Annotated in this window: 25 protein-coding genes; 11 read left to right on the forward strand and 14 right to left on the reverse strand. The window is 42.2% G+C overall.

What is annotated here, in order from left to right; all coding sequences use genetic code 11:
- Positions 1–54: 54 nt before the first annotated feature.
- Positions 55–1695: a peptide ABC transporter substrate-binding protein gene (locus ABUE36_RS11730; RefSeq protein ID WP_161001788.1), complete on the reverse strand. Its 1641-nt coding sequence runs from the start codon at positions 1693–1695 to the stop codon at positions 55–57.
- 369 nt (positions 1696–2064) lie between these two features.
- Between ABUE36_RS11730 and ABUE36_RS11735 the strand changes: the two genes are divergently transcribed.
- Entirely contained in the window at positions 2065–2994 is a 930-nt protein-coding gene (locus ABUE36_RS11735) for an IS30-like element ISLpl1 family transposase (RefSeq protein ID WP_096109805.1), read from the forward strand.
- On the opposite strand, the gene ABUE36_RS11740 is transcribed toward ABUE36_RS11735, so the two are convergent.
- From ABUE36_RS11740 to ABUE36_RS11750, 3 genes are all read right to left on the reverse strand, one after another.
- On the reverse strand, positions 2960–3274 hold the full coding sequence (locus tag ABUE36_RS11740) for a LasU family protein (RefSeq protein ID WP_421016781.1): 315 nt from the start codon (positions 3272–3274) through the stop codon (positions 2960–2962). The two genes, ABUE36_RS11735 and ABUE36_RS11740, sit on opposite strands and share 35 nt — an antisense overlap.
- Positions 3275–3482: 208 nt before the next feature.
- Entirely contained in the window at positions 3483–4085 is a 603-nt protein-coding gene (locus ABUE36_RS11745; protein ID WP_161001852.1) for a pentapeptide repeat-containing protein, read from the reverse strand.
- Between the two features lie 13 nt (positions 4086–4098).
- The gene (locus ABUE36_RS11750; RefSeq protein WP_017260428.1) at positions 4099–5652 is read right to left on the reverse strand and encodes an ABC-F family ATP-binding cassette domain-containing protein; all 1554 of its coding nucleotides are present in this window, start codon (positions 5650–5652) and stop codon (positions 4099–4101) included.
- 237 nt (positions 5653–5889) lie between these two features.
- Between ABUE36_RS11750 and ABUE36_RS11755 the strand changes: the two genes are divergently transcribed.
- The 5 genes from ABUE36_RS11755 to ABUE36_RS11775 all read left to right on the forward strand — a co-directional run bounded on the left by ABUE36_RS11755 (position 5890) and on the right by ABUE36_RS11775 (position 8841).
- Positions 5890–6306 (forward strand): type II toxin-antitoxin system PemK/MazF family toxin, encoded by a 417-nt coding sequence (locus ABUE36_RS11755; protein WP_421016782.1) that lies wholly within the window; start codon positions 5890–5892, stop codon positions 6304–6306.
- A gap of 68 nt (positions 6307–6374) precedes the next feature.
- Entirely contained in the window at positions 6375–7391 is a 1017-nt protein-coding gene (locus ABUE36_RS11760; protein WP_054644560.1) for an IS30 family transposase, read from the forward strand.
- A gap of 76 nt (positions 7392–7467) precedes the next feature.
- The gene (locus tag ABUE36_RS11765; RefSeq protein WP_421016783.1) at positions 7468–7962 is read left to right on the forward strand and encodes a hypothetical protein; all 495 of its coding nucleotides are present in this window, start codon (positions 7468–7470) and stop codon (positions 7960–7962) included.
- Between the two features lie 276 nt (positions 7963–8238).
- Positions 8239–8598 (forward strand): VOC family protein, encoded by a 360-nt coding sequence (locus ABUE36_RS11770; protein WP_161001850.1) that lies wholly within the window; start codon positions 8239–8241, stop codon positions 8596–8598.
- Positions 8599–8658: 60 nt separating this feature from the next.
- Complete coding sequence (locus ABUE36_RS11775) at positions 8659–8841, forward strand: hypothetical protein (protein ID WP_161001849.1); 183 nt, start codon at positions 8659–8661, stop codon at positions 8839–8841.
- Positions 8842–9350: 509 nt separating this feature from the next.
- Here ABUE36_RS11775 and istB read toward each other — a convergent pair.
- Positions 9351–10088: an IS21-like element helper ATPase IstB gene (gene istB, locus ABUE36_RS11780; protein ID WP_014386885.1), complete on the reverse strand. Its 738-nt coding sequence runs from the start codon at positions 10086–10088 to the stop codon at positions 9351–9353.
- Between the two features lie 9 nt (positions 10089–10097).
- The gene (gene istA, locus ABUE36_RS11785) at positions 10098–11321 is read right to left on the reverse strand and encodes an IS21 family transposase (protein ID WP_003555353.1); all 1224 of its coding nucleotides are present in this window, start codon (positions 11319–11321) and stop codon (positions 10098–10100) included.
- Positions 11322–11539: 218 nt separating this feature from the next.
- On the opposite strand from istA, the gene ABUE36_RS11790 reads away from it, so the two are divergent.
- The gene (locus ABUE36_RS11790) at positions 11540–12469 is read left to right on the forward strand and encodes an IS30-like element ISLpl1 family transposase (RefSeq protein WP_096109805.1); all 930 of its coding nucleotides are present in this window, start codon (positions 11540–11542) and stop codon (positions 12467–12469) included.
- A 266-nt stretch (positions 12470–12735) separates the two neighbouring features.
- Here ABUE36_RS11790 and ABUE36_RS11795 read toward each other — a convergent pair whose 3' ends face one another.
- From ABUE36_RS11795 to ABUE36_RS11820, 6 genes are all read right to left on the reverse strand, one after another.
- Positions 12736–13605 carry a DegV family protein gene (locus ABUE36_RS11795; protein WP_421016784.1) on the reverse strand — a complete coding sequence of 290 codons (870 nt, stop codon included), beginning with the start codon at positions 13603–13605 and terminating at the stop codon, positions 12736–12738.
- 82 nt (positions 13606–13687) lie between these two features.
- Positions 13688–14077 carry a fluoride efflux transporter FluC gene (locus ABUE36_RS11800; protein ID WP_421016785.1) on the reverse strand — a complete coding sequence of 130 codons (390 nt, stop codon included), beginning with the start codon at positions 14075–14077 and terminating at the stop codon, positions 13688–13690.
- A complete protein-coding gene (locus ABUE36_RS11805) occupies positions 14070–14474 on the reverse strand; it encodes a fluoride efflux transporter FluC (RefSeq protein ID WP_421016786.1) in 405 nt (134 codons plus the stop codon). Before ABUE36_RS11805 ends, ABUE36_RS11800 begins: the two co-directional genes overlap by 8 nt.
- Before the next feature lie 729 nt (positions 14475–15203).
- Entirely contained in the window at positions 15204–15641 is a 438-nt protein-coding gene (locus ABUE36_RS11810; protein WP_161001843.1) for a hypothetical protein, read from the reverse strand.
- Positions 15634–16140 carry a TIR domain-containing protein gene (locus ABUE36_RS11815; RefSeq protein WP_421016787.1) on the reverse strand — a complete coding sequence of 169 codons (507 nt, stop codon included), beginning with the start codon at positions 16138–16140 and terminating at the stop codon, positions 15634–15636. Before ABUE36_RS11815 ends, ABUE36_RS11810 begins: the two co-directional genes overlap by 8 nt.
- A 27-nt stretch (positions 16141–16167) precedes the next feature.
- On the reverse strand, positions 16168–16983 hold the full coding sequence (locus tag ABUE36_RS11820) for a hypothetical protein (RefSeq protein WP_161002526.1): 816 nt from the start codon (positions 16981–16983) through the stop codon (positions 16168–16170).
- A gap of 900 nt (positions 16984–17883) precedes the next feature.
- Between ABUE36_RS11820 and trpX the strand changes: the two genes are divergently transcribed.
- From trpX to ABUE36_RS11840, 4 genes are all read left to right on the forward strand, one after another.
- Entirely contained in the window at positions 17884–18879 is a 996-nt protein-coding gene (trpX, locus tag ABUE36_RS11825) for a tryptophan ABC transporter substrate-binding protein (protein ID WP_421016788.1), read from the forward strand.
- Complete coding sequence (locus ABUE36_RS11830; protein ID WP_161002524.1) at positions 18876–19781, forward strand: ABC transporter permease; 906 nt, start codon at positions 18876–18878, stop codon at positions 19779–19781. The genes trpX and ABUE36_RS11830 overlap by 4 nt, the downstream gene beginning before the upstream one ends.
- Positions 19765–20586: an ABC transporter ATP-binding protein gene (locus tag ABUE36_RS11835; protein WP_238331126.1), complete on the forward strand. Its 822-nt coding sequence runs from the start codon at positions 19765–19767 to the stop codon at positions 20584–20586. The genes ABUE36_RS11830 and ABUE36_RS11835 overlap by 17 nt, the downstream gene beginning before the upstream one ends.
- A 195-nt stretch (positions 20587–20781) precedes the next feature.
- The gene (locus ABUE36_RS11840; RefSeq protein ID WP_421016789.1) at positions 20782–21585 is read left to right on the forward strand and encodes a glycosyltransferase family 2 protein; all 804 of its coding nucleotides are present in this window, start codon (positions 20782–20784) and stop codon (positions 21583–21585) included.
- Between the two features lie 77 nt (positions 21586–21662).
- Here the strand turns inward: ABUE36_RS11840 and ABUE36_RS11845 are convergent, their stop codons facing one another.
- Together ABUE36_RS11845 and ABUE36_RS11850 are read right to left on the reverse strand one after the other, a co-directional pair.
- Positions 21663–22487, reverse strand: a complete 825-nt coding sequence (locus ABUE36_RS11845; RefSeq protein WP_421016790.1) for a hypothetical protein — start codon at positions 22485–22487, stop codon at positions 21663–21665.
- A gap of 3 nt (positions 22488–22490) precedes the next feature.
- On the reverse strand, positions 22491–23612 hold the full coding sequence (locus ABUE36_RS11850) for a hypothetical protein (RefSeq protein ID WP_421016791.1): 1122 nt from the start codon (positions 23610–23612) through the stop codon (positions 22491–22493).
- Positions 23613–23795 lie beyond the last annotated feature (183 nt).

A 23795-nucleotide genomic window follows, 5' to 3' on the forward strand; every position in this document is an offset into this window, starting at 1 on the left:
GAAATGGTTTTTCCTCACGTTTCCCTCTAAATTCGAGCCGTTAATATCAGTTAATTACTTAACCTCAACGTTCTTGTAGTTGAAGTTAACACCAGCTGAATTGTAAATAATCCCCTTGACATAGCTCTTTTGAAGCATTGGACCCGAGCCAGAAGCAGTGCCCCAGTACAATGGCACAATCCCAACATCCTTTGTCAGAATCTTTTCAGCATTAACCAGATCTTCATAACGTTGTTGCTTGTTATTAGCATCCTTGTTAGCTGAATCCTTGATCAGAGTGTCATATTCTGAGTTCTTCCATTTACCATTATTTTGTGAGTTATCTGACGTGAACAAGGATGAGTATGTGTACGGATCGTTGTAGTCAGCGCCCCAAAGTGTGATAACCGCATCAAAATCACCATTAGAAGATTTCGTCAGACGGTTCTTAAATGGCACATTTTGAAGAGAGACCTTAACGCCAGGTAACTTTTCAAATTGTGATTGCAAGAACTCTGAGTTTTGTTTACTGTTTGACGTATCATCAGCAAGTAAGGTGAAGTTCAAGCTTGAAATACCGGCTTCCTTCTCCCCTTCCTTCAACAATTGCTTAGCTTTAGCTAAGTCATGATCAGTTGTATCAGCAACCTTTGAATCACTAGCAAAGTCAGCACCCGTCTTTGGGTTCTTGGTCAACTTCGTTGGAATTAAACCAGTAGCGGCTTTTGAACCATCTTCTAGAACGTTGTTAACCAATTGCTTACGATCCAGTGCTAAGGACAATGCTTGACGAATCTTTTGGTTCTTAAATGCAGGCACTTTCTCTTCGTTCAATTCCATGTAAGCGGAAGTTGAACCTTGATAATAAACGTAGTTCTTGTTGTTTTTGTAGTTTGCAACTTGTGAACCCTGTAATTGCGTTTGATCAATCTTACCGGAGTTGAATAAGTTAAGTGCAGTGTTACCTTCCTTAACCACTTGGAAGTTGATGGTGTTCGTCTTAACAGCACTCTTATCCCAGTAACTGTTGTTCTTAACCCACTTCCACTTGGTGTTAGTACCAGTCCAGCCTTCAACCTTGAAAGGTCCGTTATAAACTTGCTTGTTGGCTGACATTCCGTACTTAGAACCGTACTTGTCAACAACCTTCTGATCTTGTGGGAAGAAGATTGGGAAACCAAGCAATAACTTGAAGTAAGGAATTGGCTTTTCAAGTGTAACTTCCAATTTGTAGTCGCCGACTGCTTTAACACCAAGAGACTTTACATCAGCCTTCTTGTTTTGGATAGCATCTGCGTTCTTCACACCATCAAATAAGTATGCGTATTGTGATGCCGTCTTTGGATCATTTGTGCGCCGCCATGAATAAACAAAATCTTTGGCAGTGACTTTATCACCGTTTGACCACTTTGTGTTCTTACGCAAGTTAAAGGTCCAGTGTAAACCATCTTTTGATTCAGTCGTCTTTGTTGCCAACGCATTTTGAATCTTAGAGTCTTTACCAATTCGGTAAATCCCTTCCTGTGTGTTTGACAAGGCTGTTAAAGATGAGTTATCCGTAACCTTTGATGTATCCAAACCTGGCATTTCCGCACTGGTTGCAAGATTCAGTACACCCTTGTGTGAAGAAGCACCACTTTTGTTGCCACACGCTGCCAATGTTAAGGCAGAAATGGCTGCGACAGCGCCAAGTGCTAATACTCTTCGCAACTTCATATCGCCAACTCCTTTGTTTTTTGTTACCCCGGTAACAATTTGTGACCTTCCGCAATAAAATATCTATTCGAAAAGTATGTGTCAAATGATAAATGAGAATTCAATGAATGTCAACGCAGCTTTTCCCATTTATTGCTTAGAATTTTTTAGCAAACAAAAAAGGTCGGCTTAAAGCCCACCTTGTTAGTGTTTGTTAACCATTATTACAATTATGTGTCGAATCATTTTAGTGGTCTAGTCTATTTAGTCGCTAATTGATTTTATACATTTAGTAGATTGTAAAATTAATCCGAACGCTGTTCGGACAAAAAAGATCAGCTTCCTTTAAAATGGTGTTTACAACAAACCCATCTTTTAGGAGCTGATCTTTTGTCTAGTATAACCTATTCCGAACGAATTAAAATCGAAACCTTTTGTGAACTAGGGCTGTCCAATATCCAAATGGGCGTTCGGCTGAACCGATCACCGTCAACAATTTCTTATGAATTATCTCGATGTCAACCTTATCAGGCTGAATTAGCACAAACAGATGCCGAATACAAGCGATCACGATGTGGTCGGAAAACTAAGCTGAGCGATGAGTTAAAGCAAACAATTCTCAACCATTTACATCTAAGCTGGTCACCAGGAATGATTGCTCACGAATTTAAACTAGCGACTAAATCTATTTATAATTGGCTAAATCAGGGGAGAATTGGTTTCTCCTTGAATGATCTACCTGAACATGGCGTACGCCAACGGCGTAACGTTGACCAACGATCCAAATATAATCAATCTTTGGGGCGATCGATTGAACAGCGTCCCATGATGATTAATCAACGTAATCGCATCGGTGATTTTGAACTAGATACCGTCGTTGGCCCTCGTGGGCATAGTAAGGCAGTTTTATTAACTTTAATCGATCGCAAATCACGGTTCCTTTGGGCATATCGGTTAAAGGACCGAACGACAGCGAGTGTTAATGAAGCACTGACTAAGTTCCTAACAACTTTTAATGGACCGGTGCACAGTTTTACTGTGGACCGTGGTACTGAGTTTAGTGGGCTAGTATCATTTGAATCACAATATGGTATTAAGACCTATTACTGTCATGCTTATACGCCAGCTGAACGTGGTAGTAATGAACGCTTTAATCGGAATTTACGTTATTTTTATCCTAAGGGGACTCGTTTTGAGCACATTAGTGCTCAAGATTTAACGACGACGTTACTCCAAATTAACCAGAGACCGCTTAAAATACTTGACTGGAAAACACCGTATCAGGTTATGCTGACAAATTTGTCCAAAAATTCGGATTAAATTTGCAATCTACCGTTAATCCAAACAAAGTTAATCCAATCAACAAAATCACAAAATAGCCAACATACAGTTTTTCATTTCTATTTAGCTTATTTTTTGCTTGATACGCGTTCTGCATACAATATAAAAAAATGAGTAAAAAACTGTAGCCTGCTAAACCGAACAACGTATAAGCTGTAATCGTACTTTTGAGCACTTCGTTCATTTTTGAGATAAAGGGTAGAATTCCAACTACAAATAAAGCGATAATTGTTGGAGCGATGGATATTGTCTTTTTCATCTTAATATCCCCTTTGTTCTATAGCCAATGTTAGTTTGTACCAATAACTTTAACGCTATGATTCGATAACCATATTTTATCTTACACATTTATATCTGTCATTTATCCAAGCTTGAAAACCATCATTTCAGTATAACCGCAACGAAAGTTTTCAAAATCAGACAAAAAAGTCGCTAACCACAATTTACACGTGATTAGCGACTTCATTTTATTTAACTTCAATCCCAAACATCCCAATTAACTGAGCGGCCTGATACTGGCTCACGACCAGTCCGCTAGCTAAGTTGGCGCTCATACTCAACGTGTCAAACTCCGCCTCATGCCAGTCAAAACCTTTCAACCGTGTTTCGACAAAGTCGGCCCCAGTTAGCCGCGAGCCATCGAACTTAATGGTTTTCTTAGCTCGGATGGCCTGAAATGCACTTTCAAGTAAGTCGCAATTTAAAAATTTGCTATTTTCTACGCGCATTTCGCTGAAGTTTGCGTATGTTAGTTTGCAGGCATCAAATGTCGTGTTCTTCATCACAGATTCGCTAAAATCACTGCCGGCTAACTGTAAACTCTTCAAGTTGCAATCGAACCAGCTCGTCTCACGCCAAGTCGCATTTAAAAACTGACTGTGCGTCCACGTTACGCGGCTAAAATCGCCGTTATCAAAGTTTGTTTGATCGAACGTGCAGTGGTCAAAGCTCGCATCCATCAGTCGAATCGGCGCATTGGAAACTGTGAAATGACACTTCACATAATGGTGATCCGGTTCTACATCGTCCAACGACAATGTTTGGCCCTCGACTATATTTATGTCTGTCATTTCTGTCTCCTATCTACTTATCTGACTTCCGTAAACTCAGCTTTTCAACGTTCAGTACTTCATCAATCCAGTCGTCGTAAAAGCCTTCCTCATGACTAACCATAATCAAATTGCCCCGGAACTTGTTCAGGGCATCAGCCAAGGCATGCTTTGTTTCATCATCCAAATGGTTGGTCGGTTCGTCCATGATTAGGAAGTTTGATGGCGTCAATTCCATGACAGCCAGCTTGACCTTCGTTTGTTCACCACCAGAAAGCAGGTTCATCGGCTTCATGACGTTAGCAGCATTGATCCCAGCCGCACCCAGTTTAGTCCGGATCGTTTTCGGCAACATGGTCGGAAATTCATCCTGAATAATTTGCAAAGGCGTCTTGCTGTCATCGTCCCACACCAAATCTTGGCTGAAGTAGTTAACCTTGGCAGATGGCGAAAACTCAGCTTCACCAGACAATGGCTTTAGCTGACCAAGAATGGACTTGATCAAAGTCGATTTACCGACCCCATTGAACCCGGCAAACGCAATCTTCTGACCGGTACCCAGCGTAAACGTCACGGGTGCAAGCAACGGATGTTCATATCCAACAGAGATTTTACGAACCACCAATGCGTTTTGCGAACCCGTATCCAAATATGGAAAGTCAAATCGTGCCTGCAATGCATCTGACGGTGGATCGATCCGATCCATATGTTTTAGCATCTTCTCACGTGATTTGGCCAAGTTAGAGTGTGAACCAGCCTTGAACTTAGAAATCAGCTTTTCGTTCTTTTCGATCACGACACGCTGTTTCTCGTAAGCCTTTTCTTGCGCCTCACGCTTCTCTTCCTTCTGCTTCATGGCCTTCTTGAAACTGCCACGATACTTCGTGATCTGACCAAACGAAACGTCACAGATGGCGTTTGTCACAGCTTCCAAGAAGTCATAGTCATGTGAAATGACCATCGCGGCACCTTCAAAGCCATTCAGATAATCTTCCAGCCACTGAATGTGTGAAACATCCAAGTAGTTAGTCGGTTCATCCAACAGAATGACATCAGGATTTTCCAGCAACAACTTAGCCAAAATAATCTTTGACCGTTGCCCACCAGACATTTCTGAAACGACGTGGTCCTTGCCGATTTCGTTCAACCCTAAACCACTGATGACCCGTTCAATTTCAGTTTCAACTTCGTAAAAGTTACGTGCCGCCAGTTCATCCTGAATTCGCCCAGCCTTTTCCAGCAACTTGTCATCCATGGATTCAGCATAATCTGCGTAGTACTTCTGCATTTGCTCGTCCATAGCGTACAAGTCAGCATAAGCCGTGTGCAAAAATTGAATCAGCGTCATCCCTTCTGGAATGTCAGCGTACTGATCCAAGTAACCAATACGAATATTTTTTTGCCACTTAATGCTACCTTCAACAGGCAACACCGTGCCCGTTAAAATTTTAATCAATGTTGATTTACCGGCACCGTTCTGTCCGACAATCCCGAGATGTTCACCCTTCTCTAATTGAAAGCTGGCATCTTCATATAAGTTTTTATCGGCGAAGCTCATCGATAAACCAGATACTTCTAACAAACTCATTTCGTTACTCTCTTTTTCCCTTAGTCGTGCTGTGTCCGATAGAAAACCGGCATGTCCAAAACGTCCATCCCGGCCCTTTAAATCGCGTTTTTAATTTCATCCAGCGACCGTTTGACACAGTCTTCTTCATATATACAGTATTTAATAATATAACACACTCGCGAGGGCTTTTACCAATGCGAACCCACACCTTAAACCCGCTTCGTTCCCTCAAAGAAAAGATAGGGAGATACAACAATGAAACGCGAACTCCGCGAAAAGCATCTAAAAAGATTTAACCATGTTTACTACAGTGAAAAACATCTTTCTAAGAAAATTGACACTTTACCTTATTGGATGGACTCTTACGGGTATTGGCTTAATAAGGAAGATGAAAATAATTTACCAAAATATTATCGTCGCTTCCGGGCAGGAATCGTTGTAATGGTTGACTTTGGAGTCCGAATTGGCAGTGAAATAAGTCAGGGACATTTTGCACTAGTCCTATCAAAAAAAGATTCTATCTACAACAGAAATCTAATTGTGGTACCACTCAGCTCTAAAGATCATAGAAAACAAAATTATTTACCACTAGGTGATGCTCTCTTTTCAAATATCTTGATTCATTTTCAAAAACAAATTTCCCCGCGTTTACAATTTAAGTGCAACACATAATTAAATAGACCAAAAAGGCCATGATGACCTATTCTTATAAGCAACCAAGCACATAAGAAAGGCACATCATGACCAACATCAAGCGTACCATCTCTAAGGCTTACCAACAACTATCAAATTTTGATCGCGTTCGCATTGAAACTCTGCTCAATCAGGGATTCTCCCAAGCACGGATTGCCCGCGAACTCAACCGCTCTCGTAGTACTATTTCGCGTGAGATCACTCGTGGCTCCGTTCTACAGCGAATTCCCGGGCATAAGGTAGCGTTGATTTACTTTGCTGATACGGCAGCTTATCTGCACGCTCAGCGGCGGGAGTGGTGTCGCCCCAAGACGATGCTTGAGAAGAACCCCGAGTTCTACGCCGCCTGTGCCGCTGCCATCAAGCAACGTCCACGCGTACACAGTGTGGACAGCTTCGTGCACACCTTCAAACGGGAACACGCAGACGAGGTTGTTCCTTCAACACCAACGGTTTACCGGGATATTGAGGCCGGTAGATTCGAACTACGGACCCACGACTTACCGCGCAAACCCAGCTTGCGAATTAAACGAAGCCATTCCCATACCCGCACCAATAAGACGAAGCTTGGTACCTCGATTGATGAAAGACCCATTGAAGTTCAAGACCGTCGGCAAGGGGGCCATTGGGAAGGAGATTTAGTGAAAGGTAAGCGCGTTGATAGCGAACCTGCGTTGCTGGTTTTGACAGAGCGGATGAGTCGCTTCGAAATCATCATCAAGCTCGCTAACTACAAAGCAAGTACCTGTAAGGTGGGACTTCAGTCCATCATTGATGATTACGGTGCGGAATACTTCACCACCATCACCTTTGATAACGGCAGTGAGTTCGCACAACTGGATTCAGTAGAAGGAACTGATGTCTACTTTGCTCATCCGTACTCACCATGGGAGCGCGGAACAAATGAGAACCAGAACGGCCTTCTACGAGAGTTTATTCCGAAAGGTCGCTCACTCCACCATTACGACATCATTGATATTCAGAGCTTCCAGGACGCACTCAACAGCCGGCCTCGTCGTATCTTGGGCTACCGGAGTGCGGCGGAACTGATGCCGGAACTCTAAGCTGTGTACCACTTATAGGATTGGACTAGAAACTGTTGCACTTAGATTGACAATACGGGAAAAACAAATTTCTCTTTTGAGAGATAAACTCATCCACCTATCAACACGCATTAAGAGCGTTCCTTCAGAATTAGATATCAACTTTTCAAACGCAGAAATAGCCTTTTTGAAAGCACGCAATCTTGATATCCGATCATTTGACAAAAATCTAGAAATAGAAAATTATCAAGCTAGCGGTTTGTATCATTTCATAAATCAATTGAAGAACGTTTCTAACCATGAAGATATCAATTCGATTGAACTATTCATTAAACACGCAGAGGCTATTTTCACTCAGGCAGACAAAATAAACATGGAAGCCAAACAAATTGACGCCGAATTATCACAGTTAACCATTTTACAAAAGAAAATTGCCAAATATAACAAAAACACTTTTGTTGATGTCGCAAACATTCAAGCAATTAGTAAGCTGAGAATTAAAAAATTCTCGACGTATAACATTTCCGAAAATATTATTTTCCACGATGCCATTCTGAAAAGAGTTAAAGACAGATTAATGGATTTTATTTAATTGAAAATCATGGCAACTTATTGTACATTTAGACTACAGACACACAGGTGTCGATCAGAAATGATCTTAAGGCGACAGGACTTCGGGTCCTAGGGAACTTCTTTAGTGAAGTTCCCTTTTTTTTGCGTTTAATGCCCTCCTTGATTCGCTAATCTGTCTCTCAAAAATGTCGGATTGCACTGGCAAAACACCCTTTGATGCAAACTGTCAAAACGAGAGATACAATGACGCAATATGCTACAATCGACATAAGATAATTATTGGGAGGCTTCCGCCATGAATGTGCGCACCATCAGTCAGTATCAAATTAACGTTAGCGATCCACAACGTGCTTGGCGTTTTTATCACGAGGTCTTCGACATGCCTGACGATGTCCTACCTGATGGCACTGAAACAGTCACAGTAGCTGGTAAACCACTGACTTTCATTATTGTGCCTAAACATGAAGCCCACAAAGATGTTGCCCAACCAGATTTCATTCTTCACGCTCATGACCGGATCAAGGATGTTATCAGTCACTTACAAAATTACTGGGTACCCATTATCGCTGGACCGACACCGGATGGCGATCTTCAAGCCATTTATATTAACGATTTTGAAGGCAATTTAATCGAAATTTTGGAGCGCGCCAAGTAGAATTGAGTTAGTAAAGTTGCCGTTCATTGTTCGTCACTCGCGATAAGGAGGAACGTATTTATGAAACCAGTTAAACACGATTACCATCGCTTATTCAAACCACGTCGATTCGGATGGGGATATGATTTTAACACTCGCAGTAAGGGTGGGCGTATGCTAGCTCGCGCAACCACAATCGCCTTTGTACTTTACATGGCCATTAGTATTCGCCACGGTAAGTGGGCTGAAGATCACCAAAAGTAAGTTTGACTGATAGCTGTTATGTTAATCGTCAGACCGACAGCTTTGATACGCGTTTAAATGTTATTACGATTTCTAAAGTAATCCTTTGTGGTAAAGTATGTGTGTAGATAAAAGGCTATCGGTGCTGGTACACTGATAGCCCCTCAGTTGCCGCTTTAAGAGCGGTGGCCCGTTTTCGAAGTTTAATTCAAATAGCACAAATTAAGCCTTCTCCGCTGGTCAAAGTTTACGAGGGCTTTTTTTTGCGCCATCATTACATAAGTAATGAAATGATTTGGATAATCACAACCAATGAGCGGTTGCTGGTTCACCCTCCTTATCCGCTTAACGCCTAATCAAATCGCTTTTCTTCTCTGTTTACAAAAAAGCATCAAGACTAAAATGTCTTGATGCTTTTACTATATAAGGAGAGTGAAGGATTTGAACCCCCGCGCCACGAGTGACCTAACATGTCAAGGGCAGTTTAAAAATGTAGGTTTTCGGCAGAAAGAAATGTAGGTTTTCGGCAGTTACTTGAGGCCACGTAATCGGTAAGATTTACCAGTGATCTTCACTACGTGAACATGATGAACCAAGCGATCGAGAATGGCTGCTGTCACAGTTGGGTTCTGGAAAATATCAACCCAAGCGGATAGATCACTATTGCTGGTAATGATCGTTGAATGCTTTTCATAGCGGGCATTGACTAGCTGAAATAAGAGGTTAGCTTCTTGGTGACCAATTGGCAAATACCCAATTTCATCAATAATTAATAGGTCATAGCGCGAATAGCGGCTTAGAGATCGATCAAGCAGTCCTTTTTCGTAAGCTGCTCTCAATCTAATCAACAGCTCATGACAATTAATAAAGAGAACCCGACAGCCCTGTTTACAGGCCTCAATCCCAATACTAATTGCCAAGTGGGTTTTACCGACTCCCGGATTGCCAATAAAGATTAAGTTTTCAGACTTTTCCATAAAAGCCAGATTCTGGAATTCCAGAACCTCTTGGCGATTCATACTGGGTTGAAAGCTAAAATCAAATGTATCTAGGGATTTTGTATTGGGGAACCGAGCACGGCCAATGGCCCGTGCAATCTGACCTTCGTGTCGATTCTGGAGTTCCGAATTAGTTAAATCAATTAGCGCCTCAGTTAATGACAGATTATCAGTGTGAATTTGATCAAGGTAATTCGGCAAGTATTCACGGATTTTGTTTAACCCTAAGCGCTCAAGATTATTTAAAAGAATTTGATTATTAGTGGTCATGGTAGCCTCCTATAAGTTGTCGTAATCAGTCATATGTTCACGAATGTAAGCTGAAATGTCTTCATCTGTCCGCCCTTTAAGCAAATCAGATTTGAGGATATTGAACTGATCTTGGGGGTCATAATTCAGCGAATTGGTAGTTATGGAGTGCGTACGAATTTCTTCTCCGTTATAATAAATGTGAATGCGCTGCTCATCATTGGAGATTTCAACAGCAACCGTACAACCAATGTATCGCGGATCTACTGAGTACTTACATTTGCGGAAATTGATCATGGCCTCCTTCGAAACGACACGGGTAATGTTTTCTTCGAAGTATGGTTCAAGGAGATTAACTGGAACGCGATGAAGGTACTCTTTTTCTTCGTCTAACCATTTCAGGTACGGGACTTCGTCCGTGGCCTGCGAAGTTTCATGATTTAGATCATCTCGGAGCATATGAACTAGTTCGATTAGCTCAGTTCCATCAGCAAATTCAGTATTGTATGGCCGTAAACGTTCAACCGTGCGAGCAAGGGCTTCAACTGCACCTTTAGTTTGTGGTCTGAATGGTCGACAAGCAATTGGTGTGAAACCGGCATCTTTACAGAATTCGTGGAACCGTTCGTTAAAGACAGCGTGGCCAAACTGGGATTTTGTATGATCCACAACGGTTTTCATATTATCAAACCAGATTTCCGTCGGAATACCTCCGGTATGAAGGAAAGCGTCGTGTAAGCAAGAAAAGAGGGTATCTTGGCTCCGATCAAAGGTTAGTGTCATATATTTGAGTTTTGAATAAGGCAATACATACAAGAAAATATTGAATTTAAACAGCTCACCCTCGCTGCTCACTAGGGCCATTTCTTCTTTCCAGTCAACTTGAGCAGAGAGACCAGGGGAATGTTCAATCCGAATGGTAGCTTTCTTAACTCGTTCTCGGCGGGTTTGGCGACAATAATCTTTCACGAGGGTATAGCTGCCGGTAAAGCCCTTCTTCTGGATAAATTTAAAAATTGAAGCAGCCGAACAATTTAGTTCAAGCTTTGAATCGATGGTTTGCTTGAATGGATCCAGTAAACTTGGCCGTTTCGGTCGACCACTTGGTCGGCCCTTAAGTCCAGCTTTGACTTCCTCATAGGCTTTCTTAACGGTTCGATAATCAACATTATATTGCCGGGCAATCTCGGCGAAGTTAGGCTTAATATTTTCAGTCACGTAAATCGTCACTCCTTCTCTTAAATCACGTCTCACATCAAATTCCTCCTACACTCTGATGTGATTCATGATACAAAAAATGTAGGAAAACCAACAGTTCTAACCTGCCGTTTTCCTACATTTTACGGGTGCCTTTTACACTAACATTCAAAAGAAGTAGATTGTAAAATTAATCCGAACGCTGTTCGGACAAAAAAGATCAGCTTCCTTTAAAATGGTGTTTACAACAAACCCATCTTTTAGGAGCTGATCTTTTGTCTAGTATAACCTATTCCGAACGAATTAAAATCGAAACCTTTTGTGAACTAGGGCTGTCCAATATCCAAATGGGCGTTCGGCTGAACCGATCACCGTCAACAATTTCTTATGAATTATCTCGATGTCAACCTTATCAGGCTGAATTAGCACAAACAGATGCCGAATACAAGCGATCACGATGTGGTCGGAAAACTAAGCTGAGCGATGAGTTAAAGCAAACAATTCTCAACCATTTACATCTAAGCTGGTCACCAGGAATGATTGCTCACGAATTTAAACTAGCGACTAAATCTATTTATAATTGGCTAAATCAGGGGAGAATTGGTTTCTCCTTGAATGATCTACCTGAACATGGCGTACGCCAACGGCGTAACGTTGACCAACGATCCAAATATAATCAATCTTTGGGGCGATCGATTGAACAGCGTCCCATGATGATTAATCAACGTAATCGCATCGGTGATTTTGAACTAGATACCGTCGTTGGCCCTCGTGGGCATAGTAAGGCAGTTTTATTAACTTTAATCGATCGCAAATCACGGTTCCTTTGGGCATATCGGTTAAAGGACCGAACGACAGCGAGTGTTAATGAAGCACTGACTAAGTTCCTAACAACTTTTAATGGACCGGTGCACAGTTTTACTGTGGACCGTGGTACTGAGTTTAGTGGGCTAGTATCATTTGAATCACAATATGGTATTAAGACCTATTACTGTCATGCTTATACGCCAGCTGAACGTGGTAGTAATGAACGCTTTAATCGGAATTTACGTTATTTTTATCCTAAGGGGACTCGTTTTGAGCACATTAGTGCTCAAGATTTAACGACGACGTTACTCCAAATTAACCAGAGACCGCTTAAAATACTTGACTGGAAAACACCGTATCAGGTTATGCTGACCAATTTGTCCAAAAATTCGGATTAAATTTGCAATCTACCTTATACCAATGTGAATAGTTTACATTTACAGAATTGATATGCAAGCGTTCAAACGTCTGCATTGACCTATACCAGTCTTCAAACTCCAACTGTACCAATTGTTTTCAGCAGCGAAAACTTTTTCAACTTTTTTCTTTCAATCCAATTTTGCTTTCACAGTTTTAAAATGGCATAACAAAAGCGTAATCGGTGTCTATACCAATTACGCTTTTCACGTTACTGAAATCGCTTTTTCAATTTGTATTGGCAGCCTTAATCAACCAATGTCTGCCAATCACGCGCATAAATGAATCCCATCGCTTTCTCACCCGTATGAACCCCGATCAGCGGTCCAATAATACTACTTTCAAACGTTACCTCGGGGAACTCATCTTTGGCCGTTGTCAGCCACTGTGCCTTCAGTTCAGGGTTATTCGCATCCACGATACTGACACGCATTGGATAGCCTGCATCAGCCACGATTTGTTTAAAACTCGTCTGAATCGTCTGAAAGGCGCGCTTCATTTGCCGTTCACGGCCAGTTGCTACAATCTTACCTTCTGGTGTAAACGCCAGCATCGGTTTGATCTGCAACATGGTTCCGATCAGCGATTGACCGTTGGAAATTCGCCCAGTGCGCATCAAGTGACGCATGTCGTTCACCACAAACATCACCTTTGTGGTTTCACGTAGCTTAGCCAGTCGCGAAAAAATCTGTGAGACGCTAAGTCCCTTTTCAGCCAACGCGGCAGCTAATAGCACCTGGTTACCAGCGCCGGAACAGGCAATCCGTGAGTCCCACACATGCACGTCAATAGTCTTAACTGTTGGCGCATACGCTTCAACGTTAGAGATAAAACCCGAGATACCGCTGGATAGACCAACGATAATGGCCGTGTCATAACCGTCGGCCACCACTTGATCCAGCACACGTTGCACTTCACCATTTGAGGCTTGTGATGTCGTTGGTGTCACATGCTCCGTTTTCAACATCGCGTAGAACTTGGCCGAATCCAGATCCACGTTTTCGTGATAAACATGGTTGCCGAACAACACTGGATCATTAATAACATAAATGTGATAACGGTCGAGATCGGTCTGACTGATATAAGCCGAACTATCCGTTAGAACTGCAATTTTCATTGTTTCTCCCAACTTTGCATGAAGTATTACTTTCAGTATACTGCAATTCGATTTTTCAAGTCTTTCAAACACCTGTCAGTTATTAGTTCAATTTCATACCAACCACTGCTGCCAGTACGCCGCAGAGAAGTGAAAATATCCCATACCAAACAGCCAGTCTTAAACGTTGATCACGTGCTAACAACACAATTTCGTTTGCCATCGTTGAAAACGTGGTGAAGCCGCCAAGCACCCCAGCACCAACCAGCACCTTTATGCCAGTACTCAAACCACTGCTCATCACCCAGCCCAGCATGAAACTGCCGCTAACATTGATGAGAAATGTCGGCCACGGGAATCGTGATGGCACGCGACCACTGTGTTGTAGACGCCAGTGTGAAATTAGTTGGGCAATCTGCATGACAAGATATCGCACTGTCGCACCAATTGCCGCACCGCCACCAGCCAACACTACCGAAGTCCAGTTAAACATTATCATCACCATCCATTCGGTCGCCTAGCAAACGATCTGCCAGGCGCTGACCACTCCACGCGGCTAACACCCCGCCGCCAATGGAAAGGAGGACATAAATAACCGGGATCACAATCTGACCAGCATCAAGCAGCTTCACGATTTCCAACGAAAAACTCGAAAATGTCGTAAAGGCGCCAATCATACCAGTCCCGAGCCCTAAGATAATCTGGCTAGGCAACGCAAACCGATTTGCCACCCAAAAGTTGATCATGGCGAGCAAGAACGCCCCGACAATGTTGATACAGATGGTGGTGCCGAACCAATTCGTTGAAAACGGCCACCACAGTTCTAGCGTTTCGCGTAAGGCACCACCAATAAACGCAAAGCCGGCAACTGCTAGGATTCGTTTGTACATACCACACTCATTCCTTTAATTCGAATATCATTTCAGATTACTGATATCGATGCGATTTAGCAAGTTTATGAATGCAAAAAGAAGTATAAACCTTCAGTACAAAGTCGTCGAAAAATGGCACACAATTGGCCGGCAATCAGTTCGTCTTTGGATATCAGCTATTCCTTAACCTAACGGACATGTGGGCTTGGATTACATTTCTCGAAACATTGCGCATAACGCGTGTTGGGAAACTATCTCATCGCCGACGCTGGGTACGGTTCATAAGCTAATTACGTCTTTGTTGCCGATTAACTTCCTGACTAAACACTGTTGATTACGTATGGCACGATGCTCAAGGGAAACGGGCACAAGTGCGTTCTTATGATTGTAAAGTGATGAGCTGGATTATCATGATAAAGATGGCTAGTATCTCGATTTCAAAGGTATACATCCCAACTTTTAAAAATACGTCATGCGAAAAGAAAAGTAGGGCTTTACACTTAAATTCCATCTCTATCTCCCTTAAATCTTCAATAAAAGCCAACAATCGATCGTTGATTCACTAATAAAAAATGGATGTTGAATCAGTTTTTGACCATCTGAAGGTTTATTTACACTTCACCAGATTCACGGTCAGAGAAAAAAGACCACGATTAGAAATCTTCGTAATTTCCGAGTCCTGATCTTTTTATCTGTGTTTTATCACAGCTTCATTTCAAACCATTGCTACCAATCAAAAGACTGTTTTTAGACTATTCTCAAATGCCTTACTATCAGTATCGCGATTGTGATTCCCAAAACGGGAAGATATGATATCAAAAAAATTCGGCTTCGAATTGCTTTAAGCCAACGATTCTGCATATCAGCGCGCATGTCGAAATCAATGGAAGCAGCCTTTGACTGACGAACGGTGTCGAATAGATCACGATATGCTCGCTCTAAACCTAGGTAATAGCTATCCATCAGCCAAAATATGCAAACAACACCTGCAATCACCACCAATAAAGGGTCATTGCCGCTTGTAGCATACAGCGTGTATAACCCTGTAAAAATTGTGACTGCCCACCCACGAGTTAAGAATGAGTTAGAAGACATTCGAGAAATTGTAGTCTGGATCATCGTGAGATGTTCTCGTCGATCTTGCCTGAATTGATTCATTTCAGTTTCCGTTTGGGAGTCAGACATGATAAGTCCCCCCGCGCTTGATTGCATCTTCAATCCAGCCTTCAATATTTTGCCGAATAACTGTGTACGGCGTCTGCCACGATGATTTTGGGTCATATATCGGAATTATTGTATCTAAGCTTTTTTTATTCAGTCCTTCACCAATAGACCATCTTGAAAAGGGATTTTTTCCTTTACGCGCCGTCTGCCCTTGAAGATTCCGAATCCGATCAATATATATTCCAAAAATTGGACGCTTTTGTTCAAAAGAATGCTTAATTTCATACTGAACCCATTTTCGGTCTGCCGTTTCTTCCCCCACCAGTACAATGGTACATGAGGTATACATCATTGCGTCATCAATCCAATTTTGGATAGCCAGGTCCCCTTGACGTTTAACGGCTTCCCATTCGTTCGAATTCACTATTTTCTGTCCTTCGATGGCACCGATATTTTTTATCTGTTGAACGCGAGAGGCGTCTAGCTGATAGTGAAAACTGTAAAAAACTCTTCGTGTCATATTTATCCACCCTTCAAAGTCTGCTGATTATTTTGCTGAAACATTTTGATAGATAGCATCTAACCCTAATAAATTGGGCGTCGACCTGCAATTATCGGCTGCTATTATTAAATCTTCTGAAGCTAACTTACCAAGCTTATTCAGTTCGTCTCCTACCAGATAATTAACCTCTAATTGTTCTCTTGCATACATGGCACGATCTCTTGTCTGCATCCCTTTTTTTAACAAGAATCGATTTGGCACGATTTTATGAATGATACTTGTTGTTTTCAATTCTTCGAAAATCCATGGCGACTTAGTTTGTGACTCCTGTTGAATCGAAAGCGGCAATGAATTATCTGACTTTAAAAAAACAAAGCATTCAGATTTGTCAATCATTTCTTGAAGCGCCATTGCCAACATTAAATGTACGTGAGCTGTTGTTTCATTTCTTTCTTCATAACTATACGTCTGCGAAGATTTTTGATAACAATATTTATCATCTAATTTCCTCAAAAGTTCATCTGAGTATCCCCACACAGTTGAATCAACAAAAACCCGAAGACCAAGATATTCGTGTAACCAAACCGCAAACCGCACCGCGCTACCTTTATCCAAATGTGAGTGCGATAAAAAAACATCGTACTCACTCACTGGAAACCATTGTTGTACTAACTTTTCTGCATCAATGCTTCCACTTAAATCCTCGATATTGAAGTTTTCAGCAATATCAAGATCAACTTCGGAACGTAACAGCTGCATCTCATCTTCAAAAGCTTTTACTTTTAAACCCCAATTAATTGTCGAATCAGTTAATAAATTTTTTTCTACATCGCTAGCACTAATTTGCAAACCCCGATACATACGCTCCTCCTCTTGATTTCAATCAGTCTTACTCTCATTAACTCAATTATACTGTGTTTTTTGTGAATTTGTCATAGTACTGAGTGAAACACTAATCCCCTAACTCATTGATTCTTACCTTACTCTTTTTGAATACCCCCTCTAATGTAAAACCATAGAAAAGTATGCTTATAATACTGCGATTGCCGCAAACTGAATAACTTTTCATTTTTCTCCATTCGCCACTGTTTGCTTTCAAATACTGAATATAGCCACTTATCTTGCTAACACGTCATCATTAATCATCTACATATTCACGATGTGAGGTGAACTCACGGAGAAACTCATACTCTATAATTCAATGCGTATACTTAAAAATAATTACTAGACTCAAACAAGACGAAATGATTCCTACTGACGAAAGCATGAAAGTCATGGAACAAGTTCTACGAAGCCTTGGCAAAGACAGCAATTCATCCCTCGCCTATCAAAAATGAGAATTTTTCTCAAAAACTTATTGACACTGTTTTACTGTTCCTCTACACTGGCTTCATAAAGACAGCTTAAGAAAAGGAGTTAGTTGCGATGAGTCAAAACGTTAAGAACCAGTTGAATACTTGGCAAAGCCGGTAATCAGATTGCTTAACCACCATCTTGCATGGATGCAATCTGAAGTCAGATCACTTCGATTGTATCTGTGCCGACTAACTTTGATGTGAATTCATCACCGAGAGCGCACGGATTTCATAAAACCTGTGCGGGCTCGGTGTTTTTATTTTTTAGGGCAGCTCGCAATAATTGCGAACTGCCCTTTTTGTATCCGAGCATGAGCAATTTCGGGTTGAAGTCTAACGCCTTTCACATCAAAGTCAGTCACTATCTAGCCAGCACCACATTCTGTTTGAAAAGGAAGTTATTTCTATGAAACGCATGTATGGGCTCATTGCCATTACTCTAGTTTTTCTCGGTGTCGCCTACTTCCAGGAAAGTAAGGAACAGGCGGCCCAACAAAAAGTACCAACAGTCGGGGTATTACAGTTACTCACTCACCCTGCGCTGGACGCCATCAATCATGGGATTGATGACAGCTTGAAGGCACACGGGTACATCCCCGGCAAGACAATTCACATCGACTTTCAAAATGCCGAGGGTGATCAAAGTAACCTGCAATCCATGAGCGCCCGTTTTGTTCACGAGCACGTCAACGCCGCAGTTGGAATCGCGACTCCTTCCGCACAGGCCTTGGCCAACGCCACTAAGAAGACGCCGATTGTCTTGGGTGCCGTTACCGATCCTAAGGGCGCCAAGTTGGTTGCCAACAATAAGCGCCCCGGTGGTAACATCACTGGGGTCTCGGATCAAGCCCCACTGAAACAACAACTCGGTTTGATCAAAAAGCTGACACCAAACCTGAAAACGCTTGGCATTGTCTACACTTCCAGCGATGATTCAGCGACCGCACAATACAAGCAGTTTAAAGCACTGTGCAAGAAGGAAAATATCAAGCTCAAGGTGTACTCCATCTCTAACACCAATGATTTAAACCAAGTTTCACAGACCATGGCCGGTCAAGTTGATGCCGTTTATGTTCCAACCGATAACACGATCGCCAGCGCCATGCAGACACTGGTTACCAACACCAACGCGAAGAAGATTCCGGTCTTCCCAGCAGCTGACACGATGGTTAAACAAGGCGGTCTTGCTACCTACGCCATTAATCAGTACAAGTTAGGTCGTTTGACTGGTGACATGACTGCATCAATTCTGAAGCACAAGTCCAAGCCAGCGACGACACCAATCAAGTACGTCCGTCACGGCGACTTAACCATCAATCTTAAAACAGCCAAGCAATTAGGCATCACCATTCCAAAGTCCTACATCAAAGAAGCACAACAGAAAGGGGAACTATTCAAATGAGTTTAATCACATCAGCTATCGGACAGGGCCTACTGTGGGCCGTCCTGGGGCTTGGCCTCTTTCTTACCTTTAGAATTCTCGACTTCCCTGATATGACCGTTGAAGGTACCTTTCCACTAGGCGCCGCAACAGCCGTCGCCCTTATCTGCCGTGGCATGAATCCCCTGTTAGCAACCCTTTGCGCGTTTCTAGTCGGGATGGTCGCCGGTTTAATTACGGGATTGCTTTACACAAAGGGCCGCATTCCGATTTTATTGGCCGGAATTTTGGTCATGACGGCCGCCTATTCCGTTAATTTGCGGATAATGGGCCGCGCCAATCTCAGTTTGCTTGGCAAGTCCTCCCTATTTAAAAACGACTTTTTAGCTTCACTACCACAATACTTTGACAGTGTCTTCGTCGGTTTAGTGGTCATCATCGTTGTCACCCTACTCCTTGTTTTCTTCCTGAACACTAACCTCGGTCAAGCGTTCATCGCTACCGGTGACAATCCAACCATGGCGCGGTCCATTGGGATCAAGACAGACCGCATGACGATTATGGGATTGATGATTTCAAACGGCATGATTGCGATGGGTGGCGCCTTAGTTGCTCAAAACAACGGTTACGCGGACGTTAACATGGGCATCGGGATCATCGTTATCGCATTAGCTTCCATCATTATTGGTGAAGTGGCGTTCGGTGACCTTTCTCTGACGCAACGTTTGGTCGCGGTCACGCTAGGCAGTATCCTCTACCGCTTCGTGTTACTGATCGTCCTCCAGTTAAACTTCTCTGCCAACGACCTCAACTTGTTATCCGCCATTATCTTGGCCATCTGCCTGTTGTTGCCACGGTTCCGCAAGTTCTTCCACTTTGACCGCCTGATTGAAAGGAGTGTTCGCGATGAACGCAACAACTAATGAAACTGCTAATGAAACTGTGAACGCTGATACAGCAACAAAAACACCACTATTGGAATTGAAAGACGTCTCCACAGTGGTTAACGCACATACTGCTAACGAAACGAAAATTTTGAATGGCCTTAACCTGACTGTTTACCCCGGCGATTTCATTACCGTCTTGGGCTCTAACGGGGCCGGTAAATCCACCCTATTCAACGTTATCGGCGGCAATTTGAACGCTGACGAAGGTGATGTCTTACTGCATGGCAAGTCAATCAAACGTGAGAGTGAAGAGCAACGGACCCGTTTTCTGGCGCGAGTGTTCCAGGACCCTAAACTAGGGACTGCACCACGGATGACGGTTGCCGAAAACCTCCTGCTAGCTAGCAAACGTGGGCAACGCCGTGGACTCGTACCGCGTGGCTTACGCAAACATCTCGACGAATATAAGACCATGGCTTCTACCATGAATAACAATCTGGAAAATCGTTTGAACACTGCAACTGGCAGCCTCTCTGGTGGACAACGGCAGGCACTTAGCTTCTTGATGGCCGTTGAGAGTAAACCAGAACTACTGTTGTTAGATGAACATACAGCAGCACTGGACCCCAAGACGTCGCAACAACTCATGACGGCGACTAACGATAGAATTGCCGCCGACCACCTCACCTGCCTAATGATCACCCACCGGTTAGAGGACGCCTTGAAATACGGTAACCGTCTGATCGTTCTGAACGCTGGCAAAATTACGTTTGACGTCCGTGGTGAGGAAAAGGAAAAACTCACGAGAGAACAGTTATTTAACTTTTTTGAGGATTTGTAAAACATCACAAATAAAAACTACGATGAAAGTGAAAATTTCATCGTAGTTTTTTTGTACATTGAGTGCTCGGTGCTTATCGTCTGATGTAAATTCGTGTATCCTAGAAGCAAGTTATCAGACGAATTTTGCTAATTAATATGCGTGAATTAAACTGAGTGAATTAGACCAGTCAAATTAACCTAAGGAGCTGAACAAATGCAACCACTTGTCACCATCATCGTGCCTGTTTATAAAGCGGTCGACTACCTCGATCGCTGTGTTGCCAGTCTGTGCCGGCAAACATACGAAAACATGGAAATCTTGCTGGTCGATGATGCATCCCCTGACGAATCTGGCACCTACGCTGACTTTTGGGCTTCCGCCGATGGCCGCGTGCGTGCACTGCACCAGCCGAAAAATCAGGGTGTGTCAGCAGCCCGCAACCGTGGCTTAGACGAGGCCAATGGTGATTACGTCTGTTTCGTTGACAGTGATGATTGGTGTGAACCCGATTATATCAGTCACTTTGTCACTAATATGACTGAGCAAAAAGCGGATCTGGCATGTTGCGGGTACTTTGCCGATGGCGGTTTGATCAAAGCCACCGTCAACAAACCACTGTCCCGTCACCTCACCCAGGGCGAAATGCTACAAGACATCATCAAACCGGGTGGCGACATTCGTGGCTTTCTGTGGAACAAGTGCTATTCCATGACAATCATCCGTGAACGCCAATTGCGTTTTGACACTGAACTCTCCGTTATGGAGGATCAATTGTTCAACGTGACTTACATTCGTGATGCCAACGTCTTCTGGTACGATGCGTACCAAACGTACCATTACGTCACCCACGGCACCAGTGCTAGTCACAACCTGTCTGCCAAAACATTCGCCTCCGAAATGGCCGCGCTAGATAAAATTAGCGATGTCATTCAGGAATCGGATTTACGTTTGTCACTGCAAAAGTTGTTGGCCTCGAACCGAACTTCGTTGAACGATGCGTTTAAGAATAAAGAATAACCTATAAATAGAACATGCCACCTAACCTTTCTGACAACATGCTGTCAGAAAGGTTAGGTGGCATATTATTTTTGGTATTAGAGCATAAACAGCTGTTTTAAATCATTGATAATCTCCGCCTTGTCTGTCATTGCACTAAGCTTCGTATTATCATCAAACAAAACTTTTGTTAATCGTTTATTTAGGTCAATCATCTCCTCAAGTATGTGAATAAACACTTGAACATCGTTTTTAACCGGTGCTTTCATATTCTCAAGGTCTAACTGATTCTCTGGTTCAACGATTTGCAACAAGCGAATCACATCATACAAATGTTTATTAAGATCACGATGATTAATTTGTTCACCTGCTTGATGACGTTGTTGAATATCCAAAAAGGCCTTCATTTTAAAGAGAATTAAATATTCAGGTCTCAATATTGGTTGATCCTGATTCACAATTTCAACGCCATGTTTGATTAGCTCATAGTAATTATTATCCAAAACAATGGCAGATAAAGAAGTGTAACCGAAATACGGTAAAGGAATTAAATGCGTCGGTATATGTGGATCTATAAAACTCACAGGAATTCGTGAAAATAACTCGATCATTTGGGGATCATTCGCTTGATAATCTCCGTCGCTCAGTTTATCTTTTGGCAGAGTAAAACGATAGTAGTTGGACGATCCTTCCATCTCTTTAATGCCCGTTAATTCATAATGCTTATCGGCAAGATATCGAAGCAATGTTTTAGAAAAATCGGCTGTCGTCAGTTCAAAGAAAACAACCATGTCGTAATCTCTTGTAGGACGAAATACGAAGTGCTTTTGTTCCATTATTATGGAAGCGGCCATACCGCCAATAATGACATATTGATCACGAAAATCGGCAAACGTATCGAAAAAGTCGTTTGACACCGGCATGAATTAGTCCTCCAGATGAATTGGTCGATGTAATGCTTGAGATAAAATCTTTTCTTGAGCAATGATGATTCGTTCGTCCCTCGCAACACCAATAGATAAGCTCAAATTTATCGGATCTGGAATACGAGAATTAAATCCAAATTCGCCAGAAATGGTCGTTGGGCTACAGTTCCATTTTTGGACAGCAATATTTCCAGTTGAACGAAGAACACGCATCTTTTTAAGTTCGGGTGTCATAAATTGATTAAACAAAGATGCCTCCATCGCATAGGTAGGCATTGAAGCGTCGGCTAAATCTGTGATTTTAGATAACGCCGTTAATCCGCCCCACGAAATGCCTTTTTCACCAGGTTGCAAGTGATGCTGCACATCTGTTTTTAAAACAGCCTGAATATCTCTTTCCTGAAAATAATAGGTCGCTTCAACAGGAGATACCATCAAATCAGAATATGCTGAATATAGCCCATACTCAGGCACTTCCAAAACATACTTCTTGTGCGTTTGAGCGCCATTCGATTGAATAATATTAAACTGTTCCAAGCTTTGCATTGCCCGATTAAATTTTGATCGTGTTTCAATTCCTGAAGCACGCCACAAAAGATCCATTAGCGGTGTGCCTGAAAAGAATTCAAAGGTTCTGCCATCCCCATAAATTCTACCGGATGCAACGGCATACATTAAAATTGATAGCAAAAATGAACCTGTTTTCGTTAACTTTTCTGCATCCTGTTTTTGTTTTGAGGGGAAAAAATGTGCACCTAAAAAAGGTAAAAAATACTCGCCTTCGGAACTAATAAAAGAAATTCCTTGTTGGACTAATAACCGTCGCTCAGATGCGGTTAGACCCTGACATAATAAAATCACTTGTACCTGGTTACGTTCAGCAATCAATGAAAGCTGGCTCGCTTGTTGTGATACATCAAGATTCAAGCCGCTTTTTGGTGATAAAATTGCTGCGTCAATAGATCTAGTAATTCCAAACGTTAATTCAATTTGTTCATAATCAAAAAACTTCTTTTGAATTTTACTCAAAGTTAACGCTTGGATTCTTTGCGGAATCGTAACTCGCATATTCAATTCTTTTGCTATTACTGGTAATCTATTTTGAATTTGCCATTTAATCATAAAATTCTCCTCACGTTGTAACGATCATATCACATTGTAACGGTGTATCGTTACAATTAATTCTCGATGTTACAATTGTCGTGATTACGTCTTAAACGAAGGTTTTCTAATTCAATTTCATCACCAAAAAGTAGATCCAAATTTTTGAGTAATTTAATCCCGACAGCGATTCATTTTTTGGAA

This window comes from Furfurilactobacillus cerevisiae, assembly GCF_048961765.1.
Taxonomy (GTDB): domain Bacteria; phylum Bacillota; class Bacilli; order Lactobacillales; family Lactobacillaceae; genus Furfurilactobacillus; species Furfurilactobacillus milii_A.

What these genes read in the sequence shown, in the direction of transcription:
- ABUE36_RS11730 (WP_161001788.1), bottom strand. Translation starts at nt 1,695, where the DNA reads ATGAAGTTGCGAAGAGTATTAGCACTTGGCGCTGTCGCAGCCATTTCT.
- ABUE36_RS11740 (WP_421016781.1), bottom strand. Translation starts at nt 3,274, where the DNA reads ATGAAAAAGACAATATCCATCGCTCCAACAATTATCGCTTTATTTGTA.
- ABUE36_RS11745 (WP_161001852.1), bottom strand. Translation starts at nt 4,085, where the DNA reads ATGACAGACATAAATATAGTCGAGGGCCAAACATTGTCGTTGGACGAT.
- ABUE36_RS11750 (WP_017260428.1), bottom strand. Translation starts at nt 5,652, where the DNA reads ATGAGTTTGTTAGAAGTATCTGGTTTATCGATGAGCTTCGCCGATAAA.
- ABUE36_RS11755 (WP_421016782.1), top strand. Translation starts at nt 5,890, where the DNA reads ATGAAACGCGAACTCCGCGAAAAGCATCTAAAAAGATTTAACCATGTT.
- ABUE36_RS11760 (WP_054644560.1), top strand. Translation starts at nt 6,375, where the DNA reads ATGACCAACATCAAGCGTACCATCTCTAAGGCTTACCAACAACTATCA.
- ABUE36_RS11770 (WP_161001850.1), top strand. Translation starts at nt 8,239, where the DNA reads ATGAATGTGCGCACCATCAGTCAGTATCAAATTAACGTTAGCGATCCA.
- ABUE36_RS11775 (WP_161001849.1), top strand. Translation starts at nt 8,659, where the DNA reads ATGAAACCAGTTAAACACGATTACCATCGCTTATTCAAACCACGTCGA.
- istB (WP_014386885.1), bottom strand. Translation starts at nt 10,088, where the DNA reads ATGACCACTAATAATCAAATTCTTTTAAATAATCTTGAGCGCTTAGGG.
- ABUE36_RS11795 (WP_421016784.1), bottom strand. Translation starts at nt 13,605, where the DNA reads ATGAAAATTGCAGTTCTAACGGATAGTTCGGCTTATATCAGTCAGACC.
- ABUE36_RS11800 (WP_421016785.1), bottom strand. Translation starts at nt 14,077, where the DNA reads ATGTTTAACTGGACTTCGGTAGTGTTGGCTGGTGGCGGTGCGGCAATT.
- ABUE36_RS11805 (WP_421016786.1), bottom strand. Translation starts at nt 14,474, where the DNA reads ATGTACAAACGAATCCTAGCAGTTGCCGGCTTTGCGTTTATTGGTGGT.
- ABUE36_RS11810 (WP_161001843.1), bottom strand. Translation starts at nt 15,641, where the DNA reads ATGTCTGACTCCCAAACGGAAACTGAAATGAATCAATTCAGGCAAGAT.
- ABUE36_RS11815 (WP_421016787.1), bottom strand. Translation starts at nt 16,140, where the DNA reads ATGACACGAAGAGTTTTTTACAGTTTTCACTATCAGCTAGACGCCTCT.
- ABUE36_RS11820 (WP_161002526.1), bottom strand. Translation starts at nt 16,983, where the DNA reads ATGTATCGGGGTTTGCAAATTAGTGCTAGCGATGTAGAAAAAAATTTA.
- trpX (WP_421016788.1), top strand. Translation starts at nt 17,884, where the DNA reads ATGAAACGCATGTATGGGCTCATTGCCATTACTCTAGTTTTTCTCGGT.
- ABUE36_RS11830 (WP_161002524.1), top strand. Translation starts at nt 18,876, where the DNA reads ATGAGTTTAATCACATCAGCTATCGGACAGGGCCTACTGTGGGCCGTC.
- ABUE36_RS11835 (WP_238331126.1), top strand. Translation starts at nt 19,765, where the DNA reads ATGAACGCAACAACTAATGAAACTGCTAATGAAACTGTGAACGCTGAT.
- ABUE36_RS11840 (WP_421016789.1), top strand. Translation starts at nt 20,782, where the DNA reads ATGCAACCACTTGTCACCATCATCGTGCCTGTTTATAAAGCGGTCGAC.
- ABUE36_RS11845 (WP_421016790.1), bottom strand. Translation starts at nt 22,487, where the DNA reads ATGCCGGTGTCAAACGACTTTTTCGATACGTTTGCCGATTTTCGTGAT.
- ABUE36_RS11850 (WP_421016791.1), bottom strand. Translation starts at nt 23,612, where the DNA reads ATGATTAAATGGCAAATTCAAAATAGATTACCAGTAATAGCAAAAGAA.